Source organism: Pseudomonas sp. LBUM1666 (assembly GCF_059695775.1).
On record NZ_CP166789.1, the window covers coordinates 3,115,308 to 3,130,364 of the forward strand.

Here is a 15,057-nt window from a genome sequence, read left to right on the forward strand (position 1 = left end):
TTTTTCTCTCTCTCCTTCTCAGCCAGCTTACGAAAGGCTGGACATGTAGTCGTTGTAACCAAATTCACGAACCACCTCGACAGTACCGTCGAGTTGTTTCACTACGATGGACGGCATTTTCAGGCCGTTGAACCAGTTCTTCTTGACCATGGTGTAACCCGCTGCGTCGATGAACGACAGCCGATCCCCGATAGCCAGCGGACGATCAAATTGATACTCACCGAAAATGTCTCCGGCCAGGCAGGATTTGCCGCACACCATGTAGGTGTGTTCGCCTTCGCTGGGCGCCAGCTTGGCATTCAGGCGATAGATCAGCAGATCGAGCATATGCGCTTCGATGGAGCTGTCCACAACCGCCAGGTGCTTGCCGTTGTAGAGGGTGTCGAGCACGGTGACTTCCAGCGACGCGCTCTGCGTGATGGCCGCTTCGCCTGGCTCCAGATAGACCTGCACGCCGTATTTTTGCGAGAAGGACTTGAGGCGCGCGCAGAACTCGTCCAGCGCGTAGCCTTCGCCAGTGAAGTGGATGCCACCACCGAGGCTGACCCACTCGACCTTGTGCAGCAAGTCGCCGAAGCGTTCTTCGATGGTGCACAGCATCTGATCGAACAGGCCGAAATCACCGTTCTCACAGTTGTTGTGGAACATGAAGCCAGAGATCTGCTCGATGACCTGCTCGATCTTCACCGGGTCCCACTCGCCCAGACGGCTGAACGGCCGCGCGGGGTCGGCCAGCAGATAATCCGAGCTGCTCACCTGCGGATTGACCCGCAGGCCACGCACCTTGCCTGCTGAAGCCTCGGTGTAGCGCTGCAACTGACCAATGGAGTTGAAGATGATCTTGTCGCAGTTCTCGAGCATCTCCTCGATCTCGTCGTCGGCCCAGGCCACGCTGTAGGCGTGGGTTTCGCCAGCGAACTTCTGCCGACCGAGCTTGAGCTCGTAGAGCGACGACGACGTGGTGCCGTCCATGTATTGCTGCATCAGGTCGAACACCGACCAGGTGGCGAAGCACTTGAGTGCCAGCAGGGCCTTGGCCCCGGATTGTTCGCGCACATAGGCGATCTTCTGCATGTTCGCCAGCAGCTTTTGTTTATCAATGAGGTAGTACGGCGTTTTGATCATTTCGAGGCGCCTCCGGCAAGGCCAGCCAAAAAAGGATGCGCATTGTGCCTTCACTCGCTACAGATCGAAAGAGCAGGAAGCGCTCTCCACGCGAAACGTGGCTCAATTTAAGTCCCAGGCACCTCGAAAAGTTTCACTACCTGGTCTTCACGGTGACAAACATTTTAATGCGGTCGTGAATTTCCTGGAGAGCATGACGAAAAGGCTCATGTCTCTCGCTGGTCGTCGGGTCTTCAAAACTCCACACTATCACTTCACCCGAGGATGGCATCCGAGAGGCCTCTTCGGACGATTTATCGCACAGAGTGATGACATAATCGAACGGCTGCCCCTCAAGCTCATCGATGGCTTTACTACGCAGTCCCGTGCGGTCTACACCAATATGATCGAGAGATTCCAAGGTGCGTGGGTCGATCTCACTGGCCTCGAGGCCAGCGCTGCAGGGTTCGAAGTGTACCGAGTCAGTGTGTCGCAGCAGTGCTTCTGCCATGAGTGAACGAACGTCATTTTTTGCGCAAACGAACAGCACTCGAAATTTGTCAGCCATGACTCTCTCCCCCAATCTCAGTCTGTTGAACCAGTAATCTTAGTCGACGGGTCGCCGCCCCGTTCAGGCCTGGCTTTCAAGCAAGTTGAACAGCTCCACGACTCGTTATGATCACTTTTGATCTCCTCGATTTCTCGCAGCACACCGTAAATCGCTTGGCGAGAAAAGCTATCGCAATCGAAAGGGATCAAACAGCGGTCAACGGCAATCAGCGCCGACGAGGCGGCGATCAAATGCAAGTTGTCGAAGCGGGTTTCATGGATATGGGCTTGAGCCTTCTTTGAGGCCGGGCCAGGGAACAGTGTCTGCTTGAAGAAGTCGGCGATTCCGAGGGGGAAATCATGGGCTGATCAGTGATTACACATCAGGCCATGAAGAACGCCGAACCTCAAACCAGGCTCGGAAGGCGTCATATGCGAGACACCAAACACCTTGAAGGCCGCCAGCATGAGTACAAGACCTCCAGGCAAGATGCTCTGGCGATGGCTTTGCAAGCCCGTCAGCCGAAGCTGTTTGACATGTCCCACTTCAAGCAGGCGCAACGACAAGCGCAACAGGCCGCTGTAGGTGATGCCATTTTCGCCATAGTCGTTCAACCCGTTGGCCTTGAGAACTTTGGCCAGCATCCGTGCGGTGCCTGAAGAGCCAATCACCTGCTGCCAACCCAACGCGCGATAACGACGCGCCACCTTTTCAAACTGCAATGTGGCTACACGCTCAGCCTCCAGGAGTGCCTGAGCCGTAATACAGCCACCCTGAAAGTAACGCGCGCCGAAGGTGCCGCTGCCAATGGCAATACTTTCGGTCAACAAGGGCTGAGCGCCCTGCCCCAGAATCAGTTCAGTGGAGCCGCCACCGATATCCACGACCAGTCGCCTGCTCTGTGTACCCGGCACCGTATGAGCAACACCGGCGTACACCAGTCGGGCCTCTTCATGCCCAGAGATGACGTCAATCCGGAAACCCAGGTGCCGCTCCGCGCTGGCCAAAAACAGTTGAGCATTGTCGGCTTCGCGCACCGCACTGGTCGCTACCGCCCGCACACGTCCGGCCTCAAAACCGCGTAACTTTTTGCCAAATCGTGCGAGCGCTTGCCATCCCCGATCCAACGCCAACTCGTCTAGTGCCCCGCCTTGAGACCCTTCCGCCAAACGGACAGGTTCACGCAAGGTTTTCACTTCCTGGATCACGAACCCCTGACGCCGTCTGACTGACTGGCCGATCATCAGGCGAAACGCATTAGAACCAAGGTCAATGGCTGCAAATAGAGAGGCGTCTCCTTTCATGGGGGGATTCCTTGCAAGTTGAGCGCACTAGGCGGTTTGCGAGGATCTTGCCATGGAGTCGATGACGCTAAGATGACACCCTCTACCCTTTACGAATAAGCAGACACCAGGATCGCGGGTCTTGAGGATGTGATCTTCAAAGGATGCAAAAAATGTGTCATCGCGCTGTAACCTTCGACAGCAATACTCAGGCTATACAACGCGTGCTCGCTCTTGCGCTGCCACTTTAGGCGGCTTTTTTTTGCCTGATGATTTTGGCAGCAGTTTTGCCACCCCTACCAATTGGGTCTCGGCTTTTTCGAGAGCGGTCGCTGCGCAGCTCTGCCATATCTTTTCCAGCGGGCGCAGGTCGGATTCGTTCAGCGCCTTTTGGCACCACTGATAATGGTCATGCCATGAACCCAAAGCCGATTGCAGTGCCTTGAGAGAACTCGCCGCTTTACGCGAGAGAGGTGAAAGCTTGGGAAAAGCTTCCGTGAGGTAGCGCGTGCGCTTGACCAGGATTCTCAACTCGTGCCGATCAAATTCAGTGTCATCCACGGCAGCATGCAGTCGATCAATCTGCTTTTTCAGTGCTTTTTCGATTTGAGGCTGGATGTGTTTTAGCCCGCCATGGACTTCCACTGATCGAAAGATGGAAGGCCATTCATCCAATTGAATGAACAAGTTCTTGAGGGCCGTGCTTTTTAGAATCTTGGAGTAGTTAGACGTCAAGCGCGCTTTTCTGAGCTGAACCTGGGCAGGAAAACCCCTGCCCTCCAGTTCCTGAATCATCACCTCCAGATCCCGAGCTGGCGTAGTCAGCCTTCCCACTTCAGCTGCCGCGATGTTCAGAGTTGCCACCTCGGTCATGGAACGCATCGGTCGAAGCAAACTCCTGATACGCCTCACGGCGATCCTGAGATCGTGCAAAGCTTCGCTATCAGTCCGTGCCTCCAGCCGAGCACGGGCGTGATACAGGGCAACCTGAAGGGCCAGTATCTCAGCAACGAACTTGTCGACGAATGCCATTCGGTCATCTCGTTGAAACGGAATTGACACGAGCTTAGCAGAAGCATCGATCATCAATATTGACCTCCTTGAGAGCTGACCGCCGCCACTCGAAAGGAGGCGAGTCTGAAAACGGACGGTCTTTGTCCCCAGGCCCCGTCACATCGTCGCGCTACTGATCCCGCCACAGATTCGCTACTATGTTTGACCGTTAGCTTTACCGTCAGCTTTCCTTAATCTGGAGCCCGAATGCCTAATCAAAAGGACATCGCCGCCGAAAGCGGCGCACCGATGATTCCTGAACAGCGCCGTGAATTGATGCTGCGGCAGTTGCGCAAGCATCAGGTGCTGAGCGTTCATCAGTTGATGGAAATGTTTGACTGTTCGCACATGACCATACGTCGCGATATCGCGCTGCTGGAGCAGGAAGGTCGTGCTTACTCGGTAACGGGTGGGGTGCGGATCGCCAGCCAGCTCCATAGTGAGCCCAGCCATCAGCTCAAGGCGGTGGTCGAGTTGCCACAGAAGCAGGCCATGGCCAAGCTCGCCGCCCGGCTACTGCATGCCGATATGACGATCTACCTGGATGCGGGAACCAGCACGCTGGAAATCGTCCCCTACATCAAGGCGCTGTCCGGCATGACCGTGGTGACTAATGACTTCGGCGTTGTCCAGGCGCTGATCGAAGCCCCACATGTCACGGTGATTCATACCGGCGGGCAGCTGGATCATTCCAATCAATCGTGCGTGGGCGGCCTGGCGGTGGCCACCTTGCGCCAGGTTGTCACCGACATCGCGTTCATATCGACCAGCTCATGGGATTTGCGTCGCGGCCTTACCACGCCTTCGGCGCTGAAGGTGGAGGTGAAACAAGCCGCGATGCAGTCGGCCTCGCAAGTGGTGCTGGTGGCCAGCAGTTCGAAATACGGCACATTCAGCATGTACAAGATTGCCGGGCTCGAGCAGTTCGACATTATCCTCAGCGACGATGCGTTGACCCCGGCCGCGGCCGATGGCATTCGCAAGCAGGGAGTCGAACTGTTGCTGCCGTCTGACAATACCCCGGCCTGAAACGACGGGCTCGCGCATCCAGCAGAGCCGTCGTCCATCTTCGCTATTACGCTTGGCGCGCCTTCCACTCCCGCAACCACTGCAAGCCGGCAGACGTGTTGCCACGCGGCCGATATTCGCACCCTACCCAGCCGTCATAACCCAACTGGTCGATCAACTCGAACAGATAGGGGTAGTTGACTTCTCCCAGATCCGGTTCATGCCGGTCCGGCACGCCAGCGATCTGGATATGGCCGATTCCATCAAAGTCCCGACGCAGTTTGGTGGCCAGGTCGCCTTCAACGATTTGGCAGTGGTAACAGTCGAACTGAACCTTCAGGTTACTGGCGCCTACTTCCTTGCAGATGGCCTGGGCCTGGTCCTGCCGGTTGAGGAAAAAGCCCGGCATGTCACGTGTATTGATCGGCTCGAGCAATACCGTGACACCTGCCTTCGCCGCTTGGGAGGTGGCGTAGGCCAGGTTTTCCAGATAAATGGCGTGATGCCGTGCCCGATCACTCTCGGAAGGCAGGAGGCCTGCCATGACATGGATGCGCGAGTTACCCAGCACGCCGGCGTACTCCAGGGCGCGATCAAAACCGCTACGAAATTCACTCTCACGGCCCGGCAACGACACCGTGCCCCGCTCACCCGCCGCCCAATCACCGGGTGGCGCGTTGAACAGTGCCTGCACCAGGCCGTTGTCGCTCAAGCGTTGCTTGAGTTCTTCAGCGCTGTAGTCGTAGGGGAACAGATACTCCACCGCTTCGAAACCATCGGCAGCCGCGGCGGCGAAGCGATCCAGAAACGCATGTTCCGGGTAGAGCATGCTGAGGTTGGCAGCAAAACGAGGCATGGTAGCTCCTGAGATAAAGAGTCAGACAAAAGGCCAGATCAGCAGCGTAATACAGAAACCCAAGGTGCCGAGCAAGGTGGTCAACACCGTCCAGGTGCGCAAGCCGTCGGCCACGTTCAATCCGGACAACTTGGTGAAGATCCAGTAACCGGCGTCATTGATATGGGACATGGCCAACCCGCCACCGCCCATGGCCAGGCACAGCAGCGCCATGTGATTCGCGGTGAGATCGAGGGTCGCAATCAGCGGGCTGATGATGCCGGCAGTGGTCACCAGCGCCACCGTCGTCGAGCCCTGCACCGCGCGCAACAGCATGGTCAGCAGAAAACCCAGCGCCAGTACCGGCAGACCGGTGGTGCGCAGCATATCGGAGACCACGGCGCCGATTCCGGTATCCACCAGCACCTTGCCAAACACCCCGCCGGCACCGGCAATCAGGATCACCATGGCCACACCGGGCAAGGCCGAGCCGATCACGTCGGACACCTGAGTACGGCTCCAGCCCCGACGCGAACCCAGCAACCAGGCACACAGCAACGTGTCGATCAGCAGCGCCACCAGCGGCGCGCCGAGTACAGTCATGATGCCGCGCAGGGTCGATTCGGCAGGCAGCAACGAGGTGGACAGAGTCCCCAGCAGAATCAGAATGATGGGGAGCAGGATCAGGCTGACGATCAAACCAAACCCTGGTGGGGGTGCCGGCGGCAACTTGGAAACGATGCTGCTGGTGGACTCTTCCAGGCCCATGTGCGACACGGCCACAGCCGCTCGCTCAGCGCTCTTGTCGTTGCCATTGGACCAAGCGGCCAGATCCTCGTTGGTGACATGCGGGCCATAGACCTCGGCACGAATATCGTCGGTCATCGGGTACACCCGACGGGTCATGCGCCCGGCCACGCGGTAGCCGACATAGCAAAGGAACGCGGTGAGCGGCAGACCGAACATCAGCACGCGGCCCAGGTCCGCGCCCAACTGACTGGCAGCGGCCACGGCGCCCGGGTGTGGCGGCAGAAAGGCGTGTACGGTCAATAAGGCCGCGCACATCGGCAATGCGAAGACCAACAGCGGCTTACGCGCACTGCCATAGGCCAGCGGCATCAAGATGATCACGCCGACCTCGAAGAACACCGGCACCCCGACCATGAACCCGGCAATCGTCAGCGCCAGCGGTGTGCGCCGATTACCGAAACGAGTGATCAGGGTCTTGGCCAGCTCCTCGGCACCACCGGAGAGCTCGATGATCCGCCCGATCATCGCGCCCAGGGCAATGATGATCGCAATATGGCCCAGGGTCTTGCCCATGCCGCCTTCGATGGTTGCCACCAGATCGGCCGGTTTCACCCCGGCCACCAGCGCCACCAGAATGCTCACCAGCATCAAGGCCACGAAGGGTTGGAACTTGTACTTGAGCACCAGGAACAACAACAGCGCGATGCCCACCCCTGCGGTAATCATCAGGATTAACGGGCTCATTTCAGAACCCCTCCACGCCGGGTAAACGAAACGGTTCTGCCACTGAATCTGAAAATGCCGCAGTGAAGGTGAGTCATGCTTGGATTTCCTGTTGTTATTGTTTTTTCAGGCAAGCCGGGTCCATCGAGAGTCGCTACGCGTCTCATGTACAGGGCCTGCTGTATCGATTTGTCGTGTTAAGCCAGCGCTTTACCAGGTTGCGCCGAAGGTCTCTCGCAACTCGTCCAAAACCGCCTGGTCGAGAGGTTCCGGTTTGGGATCGCTCATCAGCCAGAGCCGCGCGGTTTCCTCAAGCTCCTCCAGGGCGTAACTGGCCCTGGAGACCGAACTTTCCCAGACCACCGGGCCAAGCCGTTCGAGCATCACGCCGCGAACACTATTGGCCAGCTGCGCGACTTGCTCGGCAACCTTCGGCGAACCGGGTCGCTGGTAGCCAATCAACGGGATATGCCCGACTTTCATCACCTGATACGGCGTCAGCGGCGGCAAGATGTCGTCCGCCTGCCAGACACCGGCCAGCGTCAACGCCACCAGATGGGTGGAATGGGTATGCACCACGCCGCCGACACTCGGGTTGCGGTCGTAGACTTCGCGGTGCAGCGCCAGGGTCTTTGAAGGCTTGTCACCGGACACCCATTCGCCCGCCAGGTTGACCTTGGCGATAGTCGCGGGATCAAGGCGCCCGAGGCAGACATCAGTCGGTGTGATCAACCAGCCGTCGTCCAGGCGCGCGCTGATATTGCCGGCGCTACCGACGGTGTAACCGCGCTGGTATAGGCTGCGGCCAACCTCGCAAATTTCTTCGCGCAGGGCGTTTTCGTTACTCACTGAGCACCTCCCGCGAGTTGGTTCAAGGCTTTGCTGAAGAAGTCGCGACCACCGAAGTTGCCCGATTTGAGTGCCAGCGCCAAAGGTTCGTCAGTATTGCTGACAGTCGCCGGCACACCCGGATCGATCTGCGCGCCGATCTGTAGCAGCTGTACGCCCAACGCCTGAACCACCGCGCCCGAGGTTTCTCCGCCGGCAATCACGAAACGGCGTACGCCGCTCTGGCGCAGACCTTGGGCAATTTCGCCAAAGGCGTTTTCCACCAGACTGCCAGCCTGCTCGACACCCAGCTGCTGTTGCACCGACTTGACTTCATCCGGTGAGCTAGTGGCGTAGATCAATACGGTTTGTTCGTTATCACGGGCGAAGGTCAAGGCTTGCGCCACCACCGGCTCACCCTCAGCCAAGGCCAACGGATCAATCCGCAAGGCCGGGCGCCCCGCTTCGAGCCAGGCCGCCACTTGTCCATTGGTGGCGATCGAAGCACTGCCGGCCAACACCACTTCCTTGCCGAACACCGCAGGAAGCTTCGAGGCATCGAGGTCGCGCAGCTTGCCGGCGCGACGGAAATTTTCCGGCAAACCCAGGGCCAGCCCCGAACCACCCGTCAACAACGGCAGATCGGCACAGGCGGTACCGAGGGTGTACAGGTCGCTGTCCGACAAGGCATCAGCGATGGCCATGCCGACACCTTCAGCCCTCAGTTCTGCGATCCGCGCACGCACCAGCTCAGTGCCGCGGGCAATGGTGTCGTAGCGCAACAGGCCGACATTCAGGTCGGTCTGCGATTGCAGCACCCGAACCAGATTGGCATCGGTCATCGGCGTCAGCGGGTGATGCTGCATGCCCGACTCGCTGAGCAGTTGATCCTGCACAAACAAGTGGCCGCGAAAGATCGTCCGGCCATTCTCCGGGAACGCCGGACAGGCAAGAGTGAAGTCGCTGCCCAGTGCGGCCAGCAGCGCTTCGCTGACCTGGCCGATATTGCCGGCCGCGGTGGAGTCGAACGTCGAGCAGTATTTGAAGAAGATCTGCTCGCAGCCTTGTTCGCGCAGCCAGGCCAGTGCGGCGAGGGACTGTTCGACCGCGTCGGCGACAGGAATGGTGCGCGACTTCAGGGCAATGACGATCGCATCGGCATCAAGCCCGGCGGCAACGTCTGCGCTCGGGATACCGATGCTTTGCACGGTACGCATTCCGCCGCGCACCAGCATGTTGGCAAGGTCCGTGGCACCGGTGAAATCGTCGGCGATGCAGCCCAGCAGCGGGCGTGCGGTGGAGGTAGTCATGGGGTGTTCCTCAAATGCCCAGGCCCATCGCGCCCAGACCGACAACACCGACATTCTTGTTATTCATGGGGTACTCCAGAGGAAAGCAGCGACTGCTTGCGCGCCTGCAAGGCGCAGACATTGGCCGCGTTGTAGAGAGGGCTGCGGTAGACAGGATCAGCGCCGAGCGGATAAACCCGCTGAGAGGCGCTGTCATTCAGCACATGAGTCGGGATCTCATCGAACATCAAGGCAATCCTGTTTTTGTCGTGTTATCAGGTTGTCATACCGGCTGGTGAAGATCATCTACCAATGATCAGATTATGTGAAGTATTTTTTCAATCTAACATTTTTTAACATCGCTTCCGCCACACCCTCCTACAACCCGGCCAACGCCTGGAGTGGCAAGTTCTGAGCACTGACTTACACTGCGATACACCCAATGCGAACGAATCAATGTTCAACAGATCGATAGGTTCCATGGCAATCCGGGGATCACGTCATGATCTGGGTGAAGCCAACATGAAAACGGTCACGACCCTTTTCACCTGTCTGCTCGCTGCCAGCGTTTGCGCGGCGACGAGCACCTGCGCAAATGCTGCGTCGTTCAAGACCAGCTTCGACTGCGCCACGGCAAGGGCATCCGTCGAAAAGCTTATCTGTCGCGATTCGCAACTGGCACAGATGGATATCGAACTGACGCGTCTTTATCGCCTGGCGCTCACAGATGAACGTTCAGTACCGCGGCCAGACAAAGTCTTGATCGACCAGCAGTTCTGGATCGACTCCCGTAATCAGTGTGCGTCCACGTCTGAGCCCAAGGCGTGCACGATCCGAAGTTATGCCGAGCGCGCGCACCAGCTACGCCAAGGCTCGGCCATTGTGAGAACCAAGGATCCAGACAGGCTTACCGAAGGCCCCCTGGCTTTTCGTTGTACAGGGTTTAACGCACTGATTGCCGCCACCTTCTTCAACACGCAGCCAGGTGTCGTGTACCTGAAATGGGCGAACACCTCGATCACCCTGAGCCAGGTGCCGAGTGATTCGGGAAGCCAATACACTGGCAAGGATTCCCAGGGGAACTACCGCTTCTGGCAAGACGGCAACGGGGTCATTTTCCAGAAGCCAGGCTCAGGGGCAATGAGTTGTACGGCCGAGCCGGTCAGCTGATTTCTCTGGGGCAAATGCGGGATGCTTCGGGCAGGCAGAGCGCCGGCCCTCTCTCACGTACTCGGTGATTTATGCCACGGATACCCTTTCGCGCTGAGTTGAAAGGCGTAATCGAACAAGCACTTCATGTACTCGCCATCAAATCTGTGATTGCGAGAAATATCAAAATCGGAGCCGATGTACGCCAGATTGAAGTCCGCGCCATCCTGCTGTGCAATTCGGTAAATTCGGTCCAGATCGCTGATCCCCTGAGTCTGGATCAATGCGCTGATGGCGCGACCGCCGATGCTCAAGGTGCGACGCTTGGTTCCGGACCACTGCAGCTCCAGTTTGCCGTTGCGAATGACATAGAAATGCCGTTCATCACGCAAACGCGCCCCGGTCACGCGGTTCAGCGCCATCACGGTGCCGGGTGGGTAAAGGAACACCTGAGTCAGGACGCCTCCGTCCACGTGCATTTCCTGAAACTGTTGACCGTCAACCTCCACGTCGATCATGACGGGTGAGACGGCGCCGGGAATACTCATCGACGCGACCATGATGTTGCGAAACAGGTCGAGCGCGCCCGGTGCCTGGCTGGAAGCAATAGCGCCCATGTTCCAGGTGACCGGGCGGCATGAATCAAGGTCGGTGGTGCCGATCATCAGAAGACGTCCTTTGGCGTATTCCGAGGCGATCGCCGCAAGAACTTCGGCGGTGATGTGCTGTGCAATCAGCCGCGACAGTGGCTTGCTATGCGCGATACCGTCGCTGGTAAGACGGGTCAGCACATTGCGCGCATGGAAAATGTCTTTTGGACCGACTGCATTGCAGATACCCAGAATGACATCGTCGTACTGGGCCCCCAGGTAGGCAAACGGGGCGACCAGGGCGCCAGCGCTAATGCCGGTGACGACTTTGAACACGGGACGAGACCCATGCAGGGTCCATCCCGCAATGATGCCCCCCGCGAATGTGCCGGCATCGCCGCCCCCCGAAACGGCCAACATGCTTGCCAGCGGCAGGGTGTCGTTGGGCAGCCCTGCGCGGGTGAGCGCCTCGGCTTCTCGAAGGTTGGCCTGACTCACATCCCGAATGAACGGCGTCAGATCCTGGTCCAGCCAGTAGCGAGCATCCGGAATGCCCGGGATGAGCGCTTTTTCCGTTAACGTTGGCGGCACCGCATCACGGCGTTGCAGGCACGCTTGACGCAACATGTTCAGCGTTGAGGCGCTAGGTCTGAGCAGGAATGTTTTCACAACGCCGCCTCCGGCCCCTGCAATCGACAAAGAACGCGCTCAATGTAACGGCAAGACGCCTTGCCGATCACGCACGCTCCACACACCCATGACTAGTTTCTCAATCAGGCGCCGGTCTTCTGAAGACCAGCAGTTTGCCGGTGGCTCGCTGCACGACCTTGTCGTTTTGATTGAGTGTTTCCATGAACAGGGTCAATACACCCCGATCTGGTTTGGAGCTGGATGGATCGATGGCCTGCACGGTGCATTGCAGACGCAACAGATCGTCCGGGTAGGTGGGCGTCGGCCAGCTCAACTCGATGCCCAGGCCGATGATTCCGTCTGCCAATGGCACGCTTTCCACCAACAGCTTCATGGTCAGGGCTGCGGTGTTCCAGCCACTGGCTGCCAGACCACGGAGCAGGCTCAACTCGGCGGCTTCAGGATCGAGGTGAAACGGTTGCGGGTCGAACTCCTGAGCGAAGGCCAGCATCGACGCTCGATGGACACGCAAGCTGTCGCTTTCGAACTGCTGACCCAGACTCAGGTCATCGAGGTAGAGTTTTTCCCAGGAATGGATGGTCATGATTCAACCCTCTCTAGGCGTAGCTGATTTCGCTGAGGTCGATAGCCACCAACAAGGCATCCTTGTCCGGTTGCCCGTTCGCTCCGCGCCGATAGGCACGCCGTTTGCCGGGCATGCGCAGCCCGTCTGCTTCAACGTAGTCATGAACATACTGCGCGGCAGGCAGGCCACCACTCACGTCCACGTTGTAGTCGTGTCGACGAAGCAGGAAGTCCTCGCCGAAGTAGAAATCCTGCACTGCGCAGTGGGTGGCGATGTTCTCGGGAAAGGTCACCTGTAATCGTCGCCAGCGCTGTGTTCCCTCTTGCCAGGGCTCGACTTCCTCGCTCATGACACCCGGCAAGGTGAACAAAAAAGGCATGGTCAGGTAGGACCAGACCACCATGGGCGATCAGCACCTGGTCCAGCAGTTGATGTTTCTGTGCAGTCATGGAGGCAGCCCTGCTCGTCAGGACGTGTGGCCTGAACACCTTTTATGCTAGCGCAAGCCCGGGCAGTCATAACGTCGGCGGGACGTCCGGTCTGTTCTGCGGCTGATCCTCCACCCATTGCCAGAACAACTGATAGCCGACCGCAAGCACCACCGGGCCGATGAACAGCCCGAGGATACCGCTGGTGACCATGCCACCCAAGGCGCCGATCAACACCACCGGCATCGGCACATCGACACCGCGCCCCAACAGCAATGGCTTGAGTACGTTATCCACCAGGCCGGCAACGAACACATAAATGGCGAAGATGATGGTCGCCGTGCTGGCCCCCTCGGTGGCGAACACAAAGGCAATCACGGGCAGCGTAATCAGCGTCGCCGGCAATTGCATGATGCCGAGCAGCAACACCGCCAAGGCAAGCAGCCCGGCACCGGGGACGCCCATGAGCACGAATCCGATGCCCACCAGCAGCATCTGGATGAAGGCGATGCCGACCACCCCCAGCGCGACCGCACGGATCGTTGCGGTACACAGTTCGGCGATTTTCGGCCCCTTGCCCGGATCGCTGACGCGGGTCGCGATCTGTACCGCACTGCGCCTGCCGCTCTCGCCATAGGCCATGAAAATGCCGGCGATGATCAACGCAAAGATAAAGGTGAGGAACCCCATGCCGACGCCGGCCAGTTTGCCCAGGAAGCTCACGCTGAAATGTTTTATCTGCGGCAGGTACTTCGCTGTCAGGTCGGGAAGATCGGTTGAGGCCTGCAGCCATATAGCAGAGACACGCTTGCCCACTAACGGCCAGTCAGCGACTGAATCGGCGGGTGGCGGAATATGGAAGCTGCCGTCCCTGACGGTGGTCATGGCGTGCTCGACCGAATCGGCAATCGAGGTGACCAACAGATAGATCGGCACCATGAGCACAACGATAGCGATCAGCACAATCAGCGTCGCAATACGGCCGTCTTTCTGACCCAGCGGCCCCCTGAGCCGCTGTTGCAGCGGGTAAAGGGTGATCGCCAGGATCAGCGACCACAGCATGAGGTCGCGGAACGGGCTGAAGATCTCAAAGCAGAACAGCACCAATACGGCAATCAGTCCGGCACGGATCAAAACATCGAGCAGACTGCGAGTGAACGCTTTCTCGGAGCTGGATGTGGGCACCATTGCTGCCTCCTTGCAGATCGCTGCAAAGGTAAGAGATCGGTTAGCCCAGCATAGACGCTCAATGGAAAACGTGAGAATGGCGGTGTTGGATAAGTCTCTGGCTCAGGATCCACCCCTCACCCTAACCCTCCCGAAACGTCGGACCGCCCAGAGGGTAGAGGGGACTGACCGAGTTGTTCTTAGAGTTACATCGACCTGAAATATCAAAGTGAACGCAGGCTTTGAAAAGCGTGGAGATCGGCTCCCTTTCCCCAAAGGGTGGAGGGGACTGACCGAGTTGTTCTTAGAGTTACATCGGCCTGAAATATCAAGGTGAACGCAGGCTTTGAAAAGCGTGGAGATCGGCTCCCTTTCCCCCTCTCCCCACTGGGGAGAGGGCTGGGGTGAGGGGTGGATTCATCTGACACCCCTGTTACCCCTGCGCACATCACCGCAGCTTCAGCGGATCGACCAGTTCAGCGGCGATGGCCATGCCCACCAGGTCCGGCAAGGTATTGGCCTGCATGCGTTTCATCACCCGCGAGCGATACAGGTCGACGGTTTTTGCGCTCACGCCCAGTTGCTCAGCGATTTCACGGGTGGTGTAACCCTGCACCAGCGGCAGCAAGACATCGCGCTCCCGTGGGGTCAGTGTCAGCAAGCGCGCCTGCAAGGCTTCATGACTCTGATTGCCCGAGCGGTTTGCTGCGCAGTTACTGAGCGCCTGTTGCACGCTGTCCAGCAGCAATTGCTCGTTATAGGGCTTCTCGATGAAGTCATGGGCGCCGGCCTTGAAGGCGCGAACCACGATCGGCACATCCGCGTGCCCGCTGACGAAGATGATCGGCAGATTCAGCTCGCGTGTGCGCATTTCTTCCTGCACGTTCAAACCGCCCATGCCGGGCATGCGAACATCGAGCAGCACGCAGGCATCGAGCGTGGCATCGCAAGCATTGAGAAACTCCACGCCACTGGTAAACGGCAAGGCCTTGAGCCCTACCGACTCCAACAACCAGACCGTTGAATCGAGCATGCCTTGGTCATCGTCGACCACATACACCACGTGCTCCGTCACACCTGCCAT

16 protein-coding genes and 1 pseudogene are annotated in these 15,057 nt (G+C 58.5%); 2 read left to right on the top strand and 15 right to left on the bottom strand.

Translation table 11 applies throughout. The features are described 5' to 3' along the window. Window positions 1-27: 27 nt before the first annotated feature. The 5 genes and pseudogenes from ACA056_RS14175 to ACA056_RS14195 all read right to left on the bottom strand — a co-directional run bounded on the left by ACA056_RS14175 (window position 28) and on the right by ACA056_RS14195 (window position 4,023). Window positions 28-1,125, bottom strand: coding sequence for a carboxynorspermidine decarboxylase (locus ACA056_RS14175; RefSeq protein ID WP_123364004.1), 1,098 nt, complete (start codon window positions 1,123-1,125; stop codon window positions 28-30). Window positions 1,126-1,261: 136 nt separating this feature from the next. Then, window positions 1,262-1,672 (bottom strand): arsenate reductase ArsC, encoded by a 411-nt coding sequence (locus ACA056_RS14180; protein WP_497273452.1) that lies wholly within the window; start codon window positions 1,670-1,672, stop codon window positions 1,262-1,264. A 101-nt stretch (window positions 1,673-1,773) separates the two neighbouring features. Beyond that, window positions 1,774-2,022: pseudogene (locus ACA056_RS14185) on the bottom strand (ParA family protein); the annotation flags it as partial. Continuing rightward, entirely contained in the window at window positions 2,023-2,958 is a 936-nt protein-coding gene (locus tag ACA056_RS14190) for a Ppx/GppA phosphatase family protein (RefSeq protein ID WP_497273453.1), read from the bottom strand. A gap of 192 nt (window positions 2,959-3,150) precedes the next feature. Continuing rightward, window positions 3,151-4,023: a CHAD domain-containing protein gene (locus tag ACA056_RS14195; protein WP_497273454.1), complete on the bottom strand. Its 873-nt coding sequence runs from the start codon at window positions 4,021-4,023 to the stop codon at window positions 3,151-3,153. 174 nt (window positions 4,024-4,197) lie between these two features. Between ACA056_RS14195 and ACA056_RS14200 the strand changes: the two genes are divergently transcribed. Then, a complete protein-coding gene (locus ACA056_RS14200) occupies window positions 4,198-5,019 on the top strand; it encodes a DeoR/GlpR family DNA-binding transcription regulator (RefSeq protein WP_497273455.1) in 822 nt (273 codons plus the stop codon). 46 nt (window positions 5,020-5,065) lie between these two features. Here the strand turns inward: ACA056_RS14200 and otnI are convergent, their stop codons facing one another. From otnI to ACA056_RS14225, 5 genes are all read right to left on the bottom strand, one after another. Beyond that, window positions 5,066-5,854, bottom strand: a complete 789-nt coding sequence (gene otnI / locus ACA056_RS14205; RefSeq protein WP_497273456.1) for a 2-oxo-tetronate isomerase — start codon at window positions 5,852-5,854, stop codon at window positions 5,066-5,068. Window positions 5,855-5,875: 21 nt separating this feature from the next. Further along, entirely contained in the window at window positions 5,876-7,327 is a 1,452-nt protein-coding gene (locus ACA056_RS14210; protein ID WP_497273457.1) for a GntT/GntP/DsdX family permease, read from the bottom strand. Between the two features lie 189 nt (window positions 7,328-7,516). Beyond that, on the bottom strand, window positions 7,517-8,155 hold the full coding sequence (gene otnC / locus ACA056_RS14215) for a 3-oxo-tetronate 4-phosphate decarboxylase (RefSeq protein ID WP_497273458.1): 639 nt from the start codon (window positions 8,153-8,155) through the stop codon (window positions 7,517-7,519). Beyond that, window positions 8,152-9,444: a 3-oxo-tetronate kinase gene (gene otnK / locus ACA056_RS14220; RefSeq protein WP_497273459.1), complete on the bottom strand. Its 1,293-nt coding sequence runs from the start codon at window positions 9,442-9,444 to the stop codon at window positions 8,152-8,154. Before otnK ends, otnC begins: the two co-directional genes overlap by 4 nt. Window positions 9,445-9,503: 59 nt before the next feature. Beyond that, window positions 9,504-9,671, bottom strand: coding sequence for a hypothetical protein (locus ACA056_RS14225; RefSeq protein WP_497273460.1), 168 nt, complete (start codon window positions 9,669-9,671; stop codon window positions 9,504-9,506). 274 nt (window positions 9,672-9,945) lie between these two features. Here ACA056_RS14225 and ACA056_RS14230 point away from each other — a divergent pair, with 274 nt between their 5' ends. Beyond that, entirely contained in the window at window positions 9,946-10,593 is a 648-nt protein-coding gene (locus tag ACA056_RS14230; RefSeq protein ID WP_497273461.1) for an MliC family protein, read from the top strand. Between the two features lie 53 nt (window positions 10,594-10,646). Here the strand turns inward: ACA056_RS14230 and ACA056_RS14235 are convergent, their stop codons facing one another. The 5 genes from ACA056_RS14235 to ACA056_RS14255 form a co-directional block, all read right to left on the bottom strand. After that, a complete protein-coding gene (locus ACA056_RS14235) occupies window positions 10,647-11,831 on the bottom strand; it encodes a patatin-like phospholipase family protein (protein ID WP_497273462.1) in 1,185 nt (394 codons plus the stop codon). A gap of 100 nt (window positions 11,832-11,931) precedes the next feature. Further along, a complete protein-coding gene (locus tag ACA056_RS14240) occupies window positions 11,932-12,396 on the bottom strand; it encodes a MaoC family dehydratase (RefSeq protein ID WP_497273463.1) in 465 nt (154 codons plus the stop codon). Between the two features lie 13 nt (window positions 12,397-12,409). Further along, window positions 12,410-12,781 carry a hypothetical protein gene (locus tag ACA056_RS14245; RefSeq protein ID WP_497273464.1) on the bottom strand — a complete coding sequence of 124 codons (372 nt, stop codon included), beginning with the start codon at window positions 12,779-12,781 and terminating at the stop codon, window positions 12,410-12,412. A 112-nt stretch (window positions 12,782-12,893) separates the two neighbouring features. Then, window positions 12,894-13,994, bottom strand: a complete 1,101-nt coding sequence (locus ACA056_RS14250; RefSeq protein ID WP_497273465.1) for an AI-2E family transporter — start codon at window positions 13,992-13,994, stop codon at window positions 12,894-12,896. Between the two features lie 427 nt (window positions 13,995-14,421). After that, a complete protein-coding gene (locus ACA056_RS14255) occupies window positions 14,422-15,057 on the bottom strand; it encodes a response regulator transcription factor (protein WP_497273466.1) in 636 nt (211 codons plus the stop codon).

Excerpts from the sequence above, each read along its gene's own strand:
- ACA056_RS14240 (WP_497273463.1), bottom strand. The coding sequence starts at position 12,396 with ATGACCATCCATTCCTGGGAAAAACTCTACCTCGATGACCTGAGTCTG.
- ACA056_RS14210 (WP_497273457.1), bottom strand. The coding sequence starts at position 7,327 with ATGAGCCCGTTAATCCTGATGATTACCGCAGGGGTGGGCATCGCGCTG.
- otnI (WP_497273456.1), bottom strand. The coding sequence starts at position 5,854 with ATGCCTCGTTTTGCTGCCAACCTCAGCATGCTCTACCCGGAACATGCG.
- ACA056_RS14225 (WP_497273460.1), bottom strand. The coding sequence starts at position 9,671 with ATGTTCGATGAGATCCCGACTCATGTGCTGAATGACAGCGCCTCTCAG.
- ACA056_RS14200 (WP_497273455.1), top strand. The coding sequence starts at position 4,198 with ATGCCTAATCAAAAGGACATCGCCGCCGAAAGCGGCGCACCGATGATT.
- ACA056_RS14175 (WP_123364004.1), bottom strand. The coding sequence starts at position 1,125 with ATGATCAAAACGCCGTACTACCTCATTGATAAACAAAAGCTGCTGGCG.
- ACA056_RS14180 (WP_497273452.1), bottom strand. The coding sequence starts at position 1,672 with ATGGCTGACAAATTTCGAGTGCTGTTCGTTTGCGCAAAAAATGACGTT.
- ACA056_RS14190 (WP_497273453.1), bottom strand. The coding sequence starts at position 2,958 with ATGAAAGGAGACGCCTCTCTATTTGCAGCCATTGACCTTGGTTCTAAT.
- ACA056_RS14230 (WP_497273461.1), top strand. The coding sequence starts at position 9,946 with ATGAAAACGGTCACGACCCTTTTCACCTGTCTGCTCGCTGCCAGCGTT.
- ACA056_RS14255 (WP_497273466.1), bottom strand. The coding sequence starts at position 15,057 with ATGGCAGGTGTGACGGAGCACGTGGTGTATGTGGTCGACGATGACCAA.
- otnK (WP_497273459.1), bottom strand. The coding sequence starts at position 9,444 with ATGACTACCTCCACCGCACGCCCGCTGCTGGGCTGCATCGCCGACGAT.
- ACA056_RS14245 (WP_497273464.1), bottom strand. The coding sequence starts at position 12,781 with ATGGTGGTCTGGTCCTACCTGACCATGCCTTTTTTGTTCACCTTGCCG.
- ACA056_RS14250 (WP_497273465.1), bottom strand. The coding sequence starts at position 13,994 with ATGGTGCCCACATCCAGCTCCGAGAAAGCGTTCACTCGCAGTCTGCTC.
- ACA056_RS14195 (WP_497273454.1), bottom strand. The coding sequence starts at position 4,023 with ATGATCGATGCTTCTGCTAAGCTCGTGTCAATTCCGTTTCAACGAGAT.